The organism is Rhizobium sp. Root708 (assembly GCF_001429725.1).
Taxonomy (GTDB): Bacteria; Pseudomonadota; Alphaproteobacteria; order Rhizobiales; family Rhizobiaceae; genus Rhizobium.
In genome coordinates this window covers 601,239-614,345 of the sequence record NZ_LMHV01000043.1, presented here as the reverse complement: position 1 = coordinate 614,345, position 13,107 = coordinate 601,239, and the positions used below count along the sequence as shown (strand labels likewise).

15 protein-coding genes are annotated in these 13,107 nt (G+C 59.7%); 10 read left to right on the top strand and 5 right to left on the bottom strand.

All coding sequences use genetic code 11. The features are described 5' to 3' along the window. Window positions 1-59: 59 nt before the first annotated feature. A complete protein-coding gene (locus ASE04_RS27295; RefSeq protein WP_056825362.1) occupies window positions 60-326 on the bottom strand; it encodes a sel1 repeat family protein in 267 nt (88 codons plus the stop codon). A 419-nt stretch (window positions 327-745) separates the two neighbouring features. On the opposite strand from ASE04_RS27295, the gene ASE04_RS27290 reads away from it, so the two are divergent. From ASE04_RS27290 to amn, 3 genes are all read left to right on the top strand, one after another. Next, window positions 746-1,087 carry a DUF2147 domain-containing protein gene (locus ASE04_RS27290; RefSeq protein WP_056825360.1) on the top strand — a complete coding sequence of 114 codons (342 nt, stop codon included), beginning with the start codon at window positions 746-748 and terminating at the stop codon, window positions 1,085-1,087. 227 nt (window positions 1,088-1,314) lie between these two features. Beyond that, window positions 1,315-1,494 carry a hypothetical protein gene (locus ASE04_RS27285; RefSeq protein WP_056825358.1) on the top strand — a complete coding sequence of 60 codons (180 nt, stop codon included), beginning with the start codon at window positions 1,315-1,317 and terminating at the stop codon, window positions 1,492-1,494. Window positions 1,495-1,596: 102 nt separating this feature from the next. Continuing rightward, entirely contained in the window at window positions 1,597-3,090 is a 1,494-nt protein-coding gene (gene amn, locus ASE04_RS27280) for an AMP nucleosidase (RefSeq protein WP_056825357.1), read from the top strand. A gap of 1 nt (window position 3,091) precedes the next feature. Here amn and ASE04_RS27275 read toward each other — a convergent pair whose 3' ends face one another. Continuing rightward, a complete protein-coding gene (locus tag ASE04_RS27275) occupies window positions 3,092-3,319 on the bottom strand; it encodes a hypothetical protein (RefSeq protein WP_056825355.1) in 228 nt (75 codons plus the stop codon). A 151-nt stretch (window positions 3,320-3,470) separates the two neighbouring features. On the opposite strand from ASE04_RS27275, the gene ASE04_RS27270 reads away from it, so the two are divergent. Genes ASE04_RS27270 through ASE04_RS27255 form a run of 4 tightly spaced genes read left to right on the top strand, consistent with a single transcriptional unit; the run spans window position 3,471 to window position 5,804 of the window. Further along, window positions 3,471-3,830 carry a YciI family protein gene (locus tag ASE04_RS27270; protein ID WP_056825353.1) on the top strand — a complete coding sequence of 120 codons (360 nt, stop codon included), beginning with the start codon at window positions 3,471-3,473 and terminating at the stop codon, window positions 3,828-3,830. 10 nt (window positions 3,831-3,840) lie between these two features. Next, complete coding sequence (locus ASE04_RS27265; RefSeq protein WP_056825351.1) at window positions 3,841-4,200, top strand: YciI family protein; 360 nt, start codon at window positions 3,841-3,843, stop codon at window positions 4,198-4,200. 4 nt (window positions 4,201-4,204) lie between these two features. Next, entirely contained in the window at window positions 4,205-4,564 is a 360-nt protein-coding gene (locus tag ASE04_RS27260) for a YciI family protein (protein WP_056825348.1), read from the top strand. Between the two features lies 1 nt (window position 4,565). Further along, window positions 4,566-5,804, top strand: a complete 1,239-nt coding sequence (locus ASE04_RS27255) for an RNA polymerase sigma factor (protein ID WP_056825346.1) — start codon at window positions 4,566-4,568, stop codon at window positions 5,802-5,804. On the opposite strand, the gene ASE04_RS27250 is transcribed toward ASE04_RS27255, so the two are convergent. After that, the gene (locus ASE04_RS27250) at window positions 5,778-6,734 is read right to left on the bottom strand and encodes a lysylphosphatidylglycerol synthase domain-containing protein (protein WP_056825345.1); all 957 of its coding nucleotides are present in this window, start codon (window positions 6,732-6,734) and stop codon (window positions 5,778-5,780) included. The two genes, ASE04_RS27255 and ASE04_RS27250, sit on opposite strands and share 27 nt — an antisense overlap. Window positions 6,735-6,803: 69 nt before the next feature. On the opposite strand from ASE04_RS27250, the gene ASE04_RS27245 reads away from it, so the two are divergent. Beyond that, on the top strand, window positions 6,804-7,820 hold the full coding sequence (locus ASE04_RS27245; RefSeq protein WP_056825342.1) for a glycosyltransferase family 2 protein: 1,017 nt from the start codon (window positions 6,804-6,806) through the stop codon (window positions 7,818-7,820). Continuing rightward, window positions 7,813-9,312 (top strand): glycosyltransferase family 39 protein, encoded by a 1,500-nt coding sequence (locus ASE04_RS27240; protein WP_056825340.1) that lies wholly within the window; start codon window positions 7,813-7,815, stop codon window positions 9,310-9,312. The genes ASE04_RS27245 and ASE04_RS27240 overlap by 8 nt, the downstream gene beginning before the upstream one ends. Window positions 9,313-9,318: 6 nt before the next feature. Here ASE04_RS27240 and ASE04_RS27235 read toward each other — a convergent pair whose 3' ends face one another. After that, a complete protein-coding gene (locus ASE04_RS27235) occupies window positions 9,319-10,686 on the bottom strand; it encodes an aspartate aminotransferase family protein (protein WP_056825338.1) in 1,368 nt (455 codons plus the stop codon). Window positions 10,687-10,769: 83 nt separating this feature from the next. Here ASE04_RS27235 and ASE04_RS27230 point away from each other — a divergent pair, with 83 nt between their 5' ends. Beyond that, window positions 10,770-12,122, top strand: coding sequence for a glutamine synthetase family protein (locus ASE04_RS27230; RefSeq protein WP_056825833.1), 1,353 nt, complete (start codon window positions 10,770-10,772; stop codon window positions 12,120-12,122). Here ASE04_RS27230 and ASE04_RS27225 read toward each other — a convergent pair whose 3' ends face one another. Next, complete coding sequence (locus ASE04_RS27225; protein WP_056825336.1) at window positions 12,123-13,067, bottom strand: diacylglycerol/lipid kinase family protein; 945 nt, start codon at window positions 13,065-13,067, stop codon at window positions 12,123-12,125. Between the last annotated feature and the right edge of the window lie 40 nt (window positions 13,068-13,107).

Below are 13,107 nucleotides of genomic sequence, written 5' to 3'. Positions count from 1 at the left end.
CAGCGCGCCCCGCCCCTCTTAAGAGGTTGTTCTTCTGGTTTCGTCGTACCCGCGGACGATCAGTGGATCGTCATCCATTCGCGGGCTGCACGAAGAGCTTCGACAAGCTGCATCTTGTCCATATTGGCGGCAACATCAGCGCGCAGCGAAGCTGCCCGATCGTTGCCTTTGATAGCGGCGATGTTCAACCACTTGTGAGCAGCCACCAGATCGACGGCACAGCCGCGTCCGGTCGCATACATCAGACCCATTTCGCAGAAGACATCGGCGTTATTCTCGCCACCCATGGTGGCCATTTCAGCGCTATGCATTTCAAAGCGTGCCATCGGTTTTATCCCTGTTTAGCCTGTTATCGACTTGCCCTGTTTTGCCTTTCCGGCCCCGCCGTCTATCGCGGCTTCGGTACCTTCAGGCTCGGCGGGTTTGCCCCGCTCGTTTGATGGCTTCACTATGCCAACACGCTTTCAAAAAACGCCTAAAATGCATGATTAATTTGAGACAAACAAAGTGCAAATACTTGGTAAAATTGGATTTTCGTTAAACATCGAATGACCTGCGAATTAAGGATTCCGGCGACGGATTTACGCAAAATTCACATTTGGAAATCAACCCTTCGTTCACCAAGAAATCAGCACCGGATCGCGCGAACGCAGTTTTCGTCGCTTTAAAAAGCCTCGGAATCGGCGATATTTATCTTTACGTCCGCGTAAGATATTGTCCGGCCGGGACATCAGGGAGGCAATAGATGATCCGCAAACTTATTCTGGCAGGTGTCTTTGCACTCGCAGGGACGCTCGCTCACGCCGACGAGCCGATCCTGGGAAACTGGAAGACGGCATCGGGCGATACTGCGAACATCGTATCGTGCGGCGGCAGCAACTACTGCATCACACTAAAGACCGGCAAATATGCTGGACGAAAGATCGGCACGCTGGCCGGCAGCGGTGAGGCCTATACCGGCGAGATCACCGATCCCAGCAACGACAAGACCTACAGCGGTTCCGGCGCGATCTCCGGCGATTCCCTGAAGATGAAGGGCTGCGTCCTGAAGATACTTTGCAAGTCGCAGACTTGGACGCGCCTTTAGCCGTCCACGACCAAGCGAAGCGCCACCGGGGGAGCTTCTTTCGCTTCTCGACAGAGAGCGAGATTCCCGCCCTACCGAACCGCTCTCATTTCCTGAACGCCCGATGAACCGACATATCAGCAGCGGTTCAGCCGCCTTATGGCAAAACCATGTCACGCTAAAGCATGGCGATGACGAAATGTCCGCCGCGACGCTTTGGATAACGACCCTAGCATTCGGGCAAGGACATGGACGTGCTCATCTTGGCAAGACGGTTCACAATCATCACGCTGTTTGCGGCGATTTTTGCCTTTACCTTCTCGGCGGCGGTTAGCCACAACGCCGGTGGAGGCGCGCAATCTCACTTCGGCGCCAATTATACGACCTGCGCCGACCGAACCGGGCCGTTCTGCAGTTCGATGAACTGAACGCCCGCAACGGCCTGAGACCAAGCCGTCCCGGGCCGCTGCGAACATGTGCTTTCGGATACACGTCGTTTGCTTGTCAAAGACTCCGCTCTATAATGTCTCATGAGCAAACGAATCTCTCCTCTCGACGTCTCGTCCCCTTCACCCTACGCGCCGAAGACATTCGATGACCCCGTGCAGGCGGTCGATGCGCTGACCGACCTTTACGAGCGCAACACCGACTTCCTGATCGAGAACTTCGCGGAACTCGCGAAAGGTGCTCCGATCACATCGCGGTATCGTGCTTTCTATCCGCAGGTCAGCATCGAGACGACGAGCTTCGGACATATCGACACGCGCCTTTCCTATGGCCACGTGACGGCACCCGGGATCTATACGACGACAGTCACACGGCCGAAGCTTTTCAGACATTACCTGAAGGAGCAGCTCGGCCTGCTGATGCGCAACCACGGCGTCCCGGTGACGATCTCGGAATCCTCGACGCCGATTCCGCTGCATTTTGCCTTCGGCGAAGGTGCGCATGTGGAAGCGTCCGCCGCCGCATTCATGGACATCCCGATGCGGGATCTGTTCGATACGCCGGACCTGAACACGACGGACGACGAGATCGCGAACGGCGAGTATATTCCGCCGCCGGGCGAGCCCTCCCCGCTTGCGCCCTTTACGGCGCAACGCATCGACTATTCGCTGGCCCGCCTTTCCCACTACACGGCGACCGGTGCGCAACACTTCCAGAATTTCGTGCTGTTCACGAACTACCAATTCTACATCGATGAGTTCTGCGCCTGGGCACGCAAGCTCATGGCGGATGGCGGCGACGGCTACACCTCGTTCGTGGAGCCCGGCAACATCGTCACGCATGCGGGCAGCAGCCAACCTGAGACGGACGTGACACTTGCCCGGCTTCCTCAGATGCCGGCCTATCATCTGAAGATGAAAGGCCATGCCGGGATCACCATGATCAACATCGGCGTTGGCCCCTCCAACGCCAAGACCATTACCGACCACGTCGCCGTGCTGCGGCCGCATGCCTGGCTGATGCTCGGCCATTGCGCCGGCCTGCGAAACAGCCAGCGGCTCGGCGACTATGTTCTTGCGCATGCTTATATGCGTGAAGACCATGTTCTCGACGACGATCTGCCGGTCTGGGTTCCTATTCCAGCTCTCGCCGAAGTACAGGTGGCGCTCGAGGCAGCCGTTGCCGAGATCACCGGCTACGAGGGGTTCGAACTGAAGCGCATCATGCGGACCGGCACTGTCGGCACCATCGACAACCGCAACTGGGAACTGCGCGATCAGCGCGGCCCGGTAAAACGTCTCTCGCAGGCGCGCGCCATCGCACTGGACATGGAATCGGCGACCATCGCCGCCAACGGCTTCCGCTTCCGCGTTCCCTACGGAACATTGCTATGCGTTTCGGACAAGCCGCTGCATGGCGAATTGAAACTGCCGGGGATGGCAACGGCCTTCTACCGAACGCAGGTGAACCAGCATCTGCAGATCGGTATTCGTGCCGTGCAGAAGCTCGCGGCGATGCCGCCGGAAGCCCTGCACTCACGCAAGCTGCGCAGTTTCTTCGAAACCGCGTTTCAATAGTCTACTGGCGCGAGGCAGCGACACTGCTGCCCGCCATATCCATCTGACGGCTGCCGTCCGCAGCGAAATCGAGGGCGGCAACCGTTACTGCAAGTATGGCGAACGCCGCCATGCCGCGCAGAACAAGCGCACGACCGCCGACGATATCGTCGTCCATGCCGAAACCACCATCGACGCGATGCCGACGTGCCCATAGCTGACGTGCAAGCAGTGTTTCGAGAATGCTCATGACCATCACTCCATGTTGTTGATGGTCCTTAGTCGTGCCCTACCGCTCCAATTCGACCGGACGGCCACTAAAAGATTTTCTTTTTAACTGTCGAAATCCACCTACTCTGTTCGTCCAAGGGACATAAGACGACACGGAGGAGGCAATCGGAATGAAGTATCTTTGTCAGGTGTTCTTTGAACCATCGGCGCTGGAAGCGATGTCGGCGGAGGAGAAAAGGCAGCTCGATCGCGATTCGCTGGCCTATGACCGGCAACTTATCGAGAGCGGCCACATGATTGCGGCGCAGGCGCTGCAACATCCCAAGACGGCTGTCACGGTTCGCGTCAGAAGCGGTGAGACCGCGATGACGGACGGGCCATTTGCCGAAACCAAGGAGCAGCTTGGCGGCTTCATCCTGATCGACGCGAAGGACCTCAACGATGCCGTTCGCGTGGCGGCAGGAATTCCGCTTGCCAAGATCGGATCGATCGAGGTTCGACCGATCTACGCCATACCGGCTGAGATGTGAGGAGAAGACGATGAAGTATCTTTGCCAGATCTGGTTCGATACCGAGGCGAGCAAGCTCGTACCGCAGCAAGAGTGGGACGTCCTTACAGATGAATGCATCGTCAGTGACGACAACTGGCGCGATCGCGGCGTGCTGGTAACCGCGCTAGCGCTCCGGGCGCCGGAAAGCGCGACGACGCTGCGCCTCAAGAGCGGGAAAGTTACTGCGACGGACGGCCCGTTTGCCGAGATCAAGGAGCATCTCGGCGGGTTCGTCGTCATCGAGGCCGCCGATATGGAACAGGCACGGGAGGTCGTGGCGACGTTCCCGATCCTGAAATACGCCTCGGTGGAAATACGGCCGGGATACTCGATCAAGGACGGGAGATGATATCATGCGCTACATTTGCCTGATCTATAATTCGGTCGGCACCGACGGAACACTGAATACGGACGAGACCGAACAGCTTGTCCGGGACCATTTTCGTTACGACAACGAACTGCGCGAGGAAGGCATCCTCATCCATGCCGACGCGCTCGACGCCCCGGAAACGGCGACGGTGCTGCGTGTCCGTAACGGTACGCTGAGCGCAACCGATGGCCCCTACGTAGAGACGAAAGAGCACCTCGCCGGCCTCTATGTGATCGAAGCCAAGGATCTGACGCAGGCGAAAGAGATCGTTGCGCGCATTCCCTGCAGCCGCTACGGCGCAATCGAGGTGCGACCCGTCAAGATGCTGACACTGGCGGACTGAGGTGGAGCGGGTTATCGAAGAGATATACCGCGCTCAATCACGGCGTGTCCTGGCGACGCTGATCCGCCTGCTCGGCGATTTCGACCGAGCGGAGGAGGCGCTTCACGACGCTTTCGCCGCCGCGGCGCGAACGTGGCCACGCGACGGCGTTCCCGCCAACACGTTCGCATGGCTCGTTTCGGCGGGGCGCTTCCGCGCGATCGACCACATCCGAAAGCGCACGCGCTTCGATGCATCGCTTAGAGACATCGAAGACAGCCTCTATCCGCAGATTGATGAGATGGAGATTGGCGACATGGATACGATCCACGACGACATGCTGCGCCTCATATTCATTTGCTGCCATCCGATCCTCACCGGCGAGGCACAAATTGCGATGGCGCTTCGCGAAGTCTGCGGCCTCACCACCGAGGAGATCGCGCACGCCTTTCTCGTTCCTGCTCCAACCGTCGCGCAGCGGATCGTGCGCGCCAAAAGTAAGATCCGGGCGGCTGGTATTCCCTACGAGGTTCCCTCACGCGGAGAGTTGCCGGATCGACTCGATCGTGTCCTCCACGTCATCTACCTCGTCTTCAACGAGGGGTATTCCGCGTCATCCGGCGAGCAAATCATCCGCACCGATCTCGTCCTGGAAGCAATCCGCCTCGCGCGCCTTCTGGCGGACCTGCTGCCGCATCCGGACATTTCCGGGCTTCTCGCCTTGATGCTGCTTCAGGACTCGCGCCGCTTGGCGCGGCGCGGTGTCGACGGTGAACTGGTGCTGCTTGCCGATCAGGATCGCGCCAGATGGGATCATCAGAAGATCGCGGAGGGGCAGCAGTTGCTCGGCAAGGCCATGACCCACGAGGAAATCAGCGTCTACACGCTTCAAGCAGCGATCGCCGCCGAGCATGCTCGCGCACCAACGCCCGATGAGACCGATTGGCGGCGCATCGCCAGCTATTACGAGCTGCTGGTTTCAGCACAGCCATCACCCATCGCCGAACTCAACAGGGCGGTTGCCGTGGCGATGATCGATGGTCCTACGGAAGGCCTGCGGCTCATCGATGCGATCCTGCAGGCTGGTGAACTCGGCAGTTATCATCTGGCGCATTCCGCAAGAGCTGATCTCCTACGCAGGCTAGGCCGGGACGAGGAAGCAATGGCCGCTTATCAAACTGCGCTATCCTTCTGTCGTCAGGCTCCGGAGCAGGCGTTCCTGCGCAAGCGCATGTCAGAGCTGTCGACGGCCAAAGGGTAGAGAGATCGCGGTCCCGGTCAGGGCAGATACGATAATCAGGAGATGCGCGTTGATGCTCGCCTGAGCCAATGTCGCAAGCGCGGAGGCCTCGTTCGAAGCACCGAAGGCAAAAGCACCGGCGGTGATCCCGGCGGGATATGTGCCGACGCCGCCAGGCGCATGTACCGGCAAGACCGATGACAACTCACCGCCGAGCGCGCCGCCGAAGCTAGCTGAGATCGGGAAGACGCCCATCAGGCGAAGCGACCAAGCGAGCACGAGCACCTTCACGAGCCAATTGATCACGGTCATTGCCCAAGCGCGGGCAAATGTCGGCGGATTGGAAGGAAGGCCGTTTTCGATCTCCGCAACGATTTCCTGAGCCTTTGCTGGAAGAAGTCCGGTTGCGATCCGCAACAGGCTTTTGCGGGCGGCAAAGGCTGCAACCGGCAACAACAGAAAGACGGCCCAAACAGCCCAAACCAAAACTCTATCCTGAGACGCGGCGAAACCTATCCCGGCCGCAGCGAGAAGCGCATGCAGATCGAGAAGTCGCATGACGAACAGCGCTGATGTGCCGCGGGCGATGGGTATCCCGAACTCGGTGCGCATCAGGACCGGAAAGCTCGTCTCCCCGGTTCTGAAGGGTAGCATGATGTTCAACAGATTATGGACCTGCGTCACACGAAACAGCGCGCGGAAGCGACCGGAGGTCTCGCGCGGGAAATAATCGTAGATGCGCCATGTGCGCAGGAAATAGGTGCTGGTCAGCAGCAGGAGCGCGGCGATGATCGGCAGAACCCCGACGTGGGCCCACTCTTCAAGGATCGACGACCATCCCCAGAACCACTGGATGAAGAGCGCGTAGGCGCCGACGATCGCGACTGTTAACAGCATCATGCGATTGCGAGCGAACCAGGATTGCCGGCTGGCAACGACCGGAGACTTCATGTACTAGCTTCCTGACTTCAGCCGCCAACCGAGCGTCACGGCTGCGCGGCGTTTTAGGAGAAATACGAGTTGCAGACAACGACAGAGTCACCGTCAGCCGCGATCGATGCCAGCGCTCCGCTCGAACTCTCGCTGGTCGTGCCGATTTTCAACGAAGAAGAAAGCGTCGGACCGCTCGTCGATCGCATCTGCTCGGCCATGACGAACTACCCACAGCGTTGGGAACTGATCCTGGTCGACGATGGAAGCACGGACGCAACTCTCGTGAACGCGCGCAAGCACATCGGTCGCGCCGGCCTCGCGCTGAAGATCGTCGAACTGCAGCGCAATTTCGGACAGACCGCTGCGATGCAGGCCGGCATCGACACCGCCGCAGGCCGTCTGATCGCGACAATGGACGGGGACCTGCAGAACGACCCGAACGACATCCCCTCGATGGTCGCGGAGCTCGAGCGCAGAGAACTCGACCTGCTGGTCGGCTGGCGAAAGAACCGCCAGGATGGTCTTCTGCTGCGCAAGATTCCCTCCTGGTGTGCCAACTACCTGATCGGCCGCATCACCGGCGTCAAATTGCACGATTACGGCTGCAGCCTGAAGATCTATCGTTCGTCGATCATCAAGCAGGTCAAGCTGATGGGTGAGATGCACCGCTTCATTCCGGCATGGGTCGCGGGCGTCGTTCCGAGCTCGCGCATCGGCGAAATGGTGGTGACGCACCATGCACGCGCACATGGTCAATCGAAGTACGGTATTTCGCGCACCTTCCGCGTCATCCTCGACCTTCTCTCGGTCATGTTCTTCATGCGCTACAAGGCGCGTCCCGGACATTTCTTCGGCTCTCTGGGTCTCGGACTGGGCGCCATCGCAACCCTCGTGCTTCTGTATCTGTTCTTCGACAAGTTCATCATGGGCAACGACATCGGTACCCGTCCGATGCTCATGGTCGGCATCGTCCTGTTGCTGTCCTCGGTCCAGATGATCACGACAGGCATCCTCGCCGAAATGATCGCTCGCACCTACTATCGCGACGACGCATCGCCCAACTACATCGTCCGGCAGATATTCGACCGCTCCGAGAATGCGTAACCTTTTGACGCGCAGGCCGGATACGGTCGTCTTACTGCTGGCTGCATATTTCGTTATCGGCTTTGTGGTTCGTCTGCTCCTGCCCCATGGCATGCGAGTGGACGAATCCCAGCAAGCGTTCTTTTCCCAGTGGCTCGTGACCGGCTACGACACGCAGCCGCCGCTCTACAACTGGTTCCAGGCCGCGATCGTGTCCGTGTTCGGACTGTCGATCGCCACGATCGCCGCGGCAAAGAACCTCGTCCTCTTTCTCCTCTTCTTCACATATTACAGGCTTGCACGGCTGGTTCTTGAAGACCGTCTCTATGCCGCGATTGCCACCCTGTCGCTGTTCACGATCCCGCAGGTTTTCTGGGGCGCGCAGCGCGATCTGACCCACACGGTCGCGCAGATGCTGATGATCAACCTGCTGATCCTCAGCGTCGTGAAGACGCTGAAAGCGCCGTCGCTGGGATCCTATGCGATGATCGGCGTTTCGCTCGGTCTCGGCATGCTGTCGAAATACAACTTCACCCTCGTGGTGATTGCCGCCTTCGTTGCGGTCGTGCTGCATCCAGATGGTAGAGCCCGGCTCCTCGACCGCCGCTTCCTGCTGTCGGTCGCCATTGCGCTGTTTCTCTTTGCACCCCACGGGCTCTGGCTGCTCGACAATATTGGGCTGGCGGCAACCCGAACGCTGAACACGATGGCCGAAGAGGCGCCCGCGGGTGGGTTCCAAAAGTTCATGAAGGGGCCGATCGAGTTCTTCGAACTGATCGTCGTGATCCTTGCACCGATCGTTGCGGTCTACGCGATCGTTTTCGGAAAGTCGTTCCTGCGCAATCTTCGCCCGACAACCGTCTGGGCGCGCTTCCTCGATACCGTCTTCCTGGTGATCGGGCTCCAGGTCCTGCTGCTGGTCTTCGCCATCGGCGTTACCTCGATGCGCGACAGATGGGTCCTGCCCTTCCTGTTCCTGATGCCGATCGCCTTCTGCCTGAAGATGCAGGCGCGTGGCATCCGCGCGGAAAATTTCGCCAAGCGCTTTTTCCTCGTGCCGCTGACCGTCATGGCTCTGACGCCGCCGCTCTTCTTTGTCCGCGCCAATATGCCGACGCTCTTCGGCCGCTACGAAGCCTACAACATCCCCTACGAGACTTTCATCGGCGAGATCATATCGGAAGAAGGAAAGCGGCCGGGCCTCGTCGTCACCGATACTTGGCTGCCGTCAGGCAACCTCCATATGCAGCTGCCCGATGTACCGACCCTGTGCACATTTTTCGGCAACCTGACCGTCGACTACAAGTGGAGCGCCGATCGGCCTATCCTGCTGGCGTGGTTGCCCAGAGAGGGCGACACGAGCCTGCCACCCGACCTAAGCCGATGGCTGACGGATAATCTTGGCCCGCAATACGCAAACCCCGCAGTCAAGAACAAGAGCATTCGCTACGTGCGCGGACGCCCCGACGACAAGCGGTACTTCGGCTACGCCTGGGTCTACCCTCAGCCCTGACCGCTGCTAGGAATTGAGCTCCCGCCAGGCGGAATCCAGCGCGATCTTTGCGATGCGGATCATTTCGTCAACCTCTTCGTGGGTGATGACGAGTGGCGGCGACGCGAGCATCCTATCGCCGGTTGCGCGCAGAACGAGGCCATTGGCGAGCGCGTGGTTGCGGACGAGTGCACCGACGGCGTCCGGCTTTTCGAAGCGCGTGCGTGTGCTTTTGTCCGCCGCCAATTGGAGCGCGCCCATCAAGCCGATGCTGACGGCCTCACCGACCAGTTCGTGGTCGGCAAGCGCTCCCCAGGCTTTGGCAAAATACGGGCCGATATCGTCGCGAACCCGCTCCACCAGACGCTCATCCTCGAGGATCCGCAGGTTCTCCAGCGCCGCGGTCGCGCAGACCGGATGGCCGGAATAGGTGAAGCCGTGATTGAAATCACCGACATCGTTTATCAGCACGTCGGCAACGCGATCACCGACCAGCACGCCGCCGATCGGCAGGTAGCCTGAAGACAGGCCCTTCGCGATAGGCGCCAGATCCGGCTCGACGCCGAAATACTGGTGTCCAAACCACTCGCCGAGGCGTCCGAAGCCGCAGATAACTTCATCAACCACGAGCAGGATGTTGCGGGCTTTGCAGATTCTCTGAATTTCCGGCCAGTAGGTCTTCGGCGGAATGATCACGCCCCCGGCGCCCTGGACCGGCTCGGCGACGAAGGCCGCGACGTTTTCCTCGCCAAGCTCATCGATCTTTTCTTCCAGCTGCCGCGCGACCTTCAGGCCGAACTCATCGGGTGACAGCTCTCCGCCTTCACCGTACCAGTAAGGCTGGTCTATGTGAGCGATGCCCGGTATCGGCAGGTCGCCCTGCTCATGCATGTATTTCATGCCGCCGAGGCTGGCGCCCGCGACAGTCGAGCCGTGGTAGCCGTTCTTGCGGGCAATGATGATTTTTTTCGATGGCTTGCCGACCGCAGCCCAATAAACACGCGCCATCCGAAACCAGGTGTCGTTGGCTTCCGAACCCGAAGCGGTGAAGAAGACATGATTGAGATGCGGGCCGGCGTGGGAGACGACCTTCTCGGAAAGCAGCGTTGCCGGCGTGGTCGTCGTCCCGAAGAAGGTGTTGTAATAGGGAAGCTCTTTCATCTGCCGGGAAACGGCATCGGCGATCTCGTGCCGTCCGTAGCCGATGTTGACGCACCAGAGCCCAGCGAAACCGTCGAGATACTTCTTGCCGCTGCTATCCCAAATGTAGACACCCTCGCCGCGCTGGATGACGCGGGCTCCGTCGGCATTCAGTTTCTTCATGTCCGAGAACGGATGAAGATGATGGGCGGCATCGATGGCAGCCAAGTTGGAACGCGCGTAAGTATCGGACATGATTTGCAAAACACCTTCGGAGATTGAAAGCCTCTTTCCAATGGGATACGACCTTGAGCGTGTCCGAGGGGATTTTCAAGATCATGGCAAGCGACAAAAGCAACGATAAGGCTGCGGCCAGCGATGCGCGTGTGGAAATCCTGCTGGTGGGAATGAACGGCGACCTGCGCGGCAAGCAGATTCCGCTCGGAATGCAGAAGAAAATCTGGGCCGGAGAGGTACGCCTGCCCTCCTCCACTCAGTCGCTTGATGTCTGGGGGGACGACAACGACGACATCACCGGTTTGTCGCTCTCTGTCGGCGATCCGGATGGAAACTGCATTCCCGACGAGCGAAGCGTTGCGGCGATGCCCTGGGCTCCGGAAGGGTCGGTTCAGGTCCTGGCGACGATGCACGAATTCGACGGAACGACGAGCTTCATGGATCCTCGTGCAATCCTCGCCTCCGTGCTGAAGCGATACGAACGACTTGACTTGACCCCAGTGGTGGCGACCGAACTCGAATTCTATGTCATGGAGCAAAACTGGCGCGAGACCGGCAGACCATCGCCGCCTGTGGACCTGACCTATCAAGGTGACCCGAACGGCTTCCAGCTCTACGACATGAGCGCAGTCGATGCACTTGGAGACTATCTGAACACAGTTCGCGCATACGCTGCGGCGCAGGGCTTGCCTGCCGATGCAACGACTGCCGAGTTCGGGCCCGGCCAATTCGAAATCAACCTGTTGCATCGCCCCGACGCACTCGCCGCCGCGGACGACTGCATCTACCTGAAGCGCATCATCGAGCAGGCGGCGCGAAAGCACGGCTTGAAGTCGACGTGCATGGCAAAGCCCTATTCGGATCACGCAGGCTCCGGACTTCATGTGCATGCGAGCGTTCTCGACGCTACAGGCCGCAACATATTCGACGCAAAGGGTGGCGAGCCGACGAAGCTCAAGTCGGTCTGTGCCGGCATGCTGCAGAGCATGCGCGAGGCACAGCTGATCTTTGCGCCGTTCGCGAATTCCTATCGGCGCTTCCAGCCGGGCTCTTTCGCGCCCGTCGACCTCACCTGGGGCTACGGTCACCGGGGCACGGCAGTTCGGATCCCTGATATCAACGGACCCGCCGCGCGTGTCGAACATCGCGTCGCGGGCGCCGATGCCAATCCATACCTGCTGCTTGCCGCGATCCTCGGCGGAATGCTTCTCGGCCTCGAAAACGAACTGGACCCAGGCGAGGAAACGACGCCATCGCATGTTCCTGAGAATGCGCCGAAGCTGACACACGACTTTCTGACGGCGGTCGAAGCATTTCGCGCTTCGCCGTTCATCGCCGACATTTTCGGCGAGCGTTACCAACAGCTCTATGGCGATACGAAGCGCAAGGAGGCAATCACCTATCTCCGCACCGTCTCGGACTTCGACTACCGGACCTATCTGCCGCGTTTCTAGCTACGACGCGGGTTCGCGTCGTTCGGCCTCGTCGACTTGCGCCGCCAAGCCCTCTTGGACCAATACCTTCAGCTCGCCCGGGTGAAGTTTCAAGGAGACGTCCCGCTCTAGGGGGAGCAACTCTCCATCCATTACGCAATTTGCCTTCGAATGAAGCTTGGGAAAATGCAGGTGCACTTCGGCCGGGTGCATGATCATGACATCGGCGTTTTCCCGCACCTTGCCCCTCAGGAGGTCGATCGCCAGACGGGCAACACCAAGCGGTTTCAGCGGCTTTGCGGTGTAGAAGCCGAGCTCGCCGCCTGTCAGACTGTCGGCGTATAGCAGGGCATTCTCACCGAACGGATTGTTTGAAACGGAAACAGCGGAAACACGACGGCGCTCGCGCACATCGCCAGCTTCGAAATCCACCTCGAACTCCGGCGGGTTCAGCACGACGCCAAAGGCCGCGCGGGTGCTCGCCCGCATCTTTCCCAAGCGCGATCGATAAGTGTAGGCGTTGCGGTATCGCACCATGCGCGCATGCAGGCCGGCCGAAAACTGATGGATGAACGGCCGACCATTCGCGCTGGCGATATCGACATTGTCGACTTCGCCGAAGGCCAGAACCTCAAGCGCGGTCCAGATATCAAGCGGCACCCGAAGCGATCGCGCAAAGAGGTTCATCGTGCCTGCCGGAACGACACCAAGCGCCACCCCGTTCTTCCACGCGATGGATGCGGCAGCCGATATCGTTCCATCGCCTCCGCCTGCGACGATGCCGTCAATATCGTCGCGCCGCGCCGCACGCTGCATCGCCGGGACGATCTCGCTTCCCGAAAAGACCAGCGCTTCGAAATCGTGACCCGCCTCGCCGAAAACCGCCTCGGCCCGCCGCTCATATGCCTGCATGTCGGTGGTTCTGAACGTTCCGCCGTCGCGATTGAAAAAACCTACAAGCTTCATCCGCTTCCCGTTATCTGGCGCAGGGCAAATGCCCGCCGCG

What these genes read in the sequence shown, in the direction of transcription:
- ASE04_RS27230 (WP_056825833.1), top strand. Translation starts at nt 10,770, where the DNA reads ATGGCAAGCGACAAAAGCAACGATAAGGCTGCGGCCAGCGATGCGCGT.
- ASE04_RS27250 (WP_056825345.1), bottom strand. Translation starts at nt 6,734, where the DNA reads ATGAAGTCTCCGGTCGTTGCCAGCCGGCAATCCTGGTTCGCTCGCAAT.
- ASE04_RS27260 (WP_056825348.1), top strand. Translation starts at nt 4,205, where the DNA reads ATGCGCTACATTTGCCTGATCTATAATTCGGTCGGCACCGACGGAACA.
- ASE04_RS27225 (WP_056825336.1), bottom strand. Translation starts at nt 13,067, where the DNA reads ATGAAGCTTGTAGGTTTTTTCAATCGCGACGGCGGAACGTTCAGAACC.
- ASE04_RS27270 (WP_056825353.1), top strand. Translation starts at nt 3,471, where the DNA reads ATGAAGTATCTTTGTCAGGTGTTCTTTGAACCATCGGCGCTGGAAGCG.
- ASE04_RS27235 (WP_056825338.1), bottom strand. Translation starts at nt 10,686, where the DNA reads ATGTCCGATACTTACGCGCGTTCCAACTTGGCTGCCATCGATGCCGCC.
- ASE04_RS27295 (WP_056825362.1), bottom strand. Translation starts at nt 326, where the DNA reads ATGGCACGCTTTGAAATGCATAGCGCTGAAATGGCCACCATGGGTGGC.
- amn (WP_056825357.1), top strand. Translation starts at nt 1,597, where the DNA reads ATGAGCAAACGAATCTCTCCTCTCGACGTCTCGTCCCCTTCACCCTAC.
- ASE04_RS27240 (WP_056825340.1), top strand. Translation starts at nt 7,813, where the DNA reads ATGCGTAACCTTTTGACGCGCAGGCCGGATACGGTCGTCTTACTGCTG.
- ASE04_RS27285 (WP_056825358.1), top strand. Translation starts at nt 1,315, where the DNA reads ATGGACGTGCTCATCTTGGCAAGACGGTTCACAATCATCACGCTGTTT.
- ASE04_RS27275 (WP_056825355.1), bottom strand. Translation starts at nt 3,319, where the DNA reads ATGAGCATTCTCGAAACACTGCTTGCACGTCAGCTATGGGCACGTCGG.
- ASE04_RS27265 (WP_056825351.1), top strand. Translation starts at nt 3,841, where the DNA reads ATGAAGTATCTTTGCCAGATCTGGTTCGATACCGAGGCGAGCAAGCTC.
- ASE04_RS27290 (WP_056825360.1), top strand. Translation starts at nt 746, where the DNA reads ATGATCCGCAAACTTATTCTGGCAGGTGTCTTTGCACTCGCAGGGACG.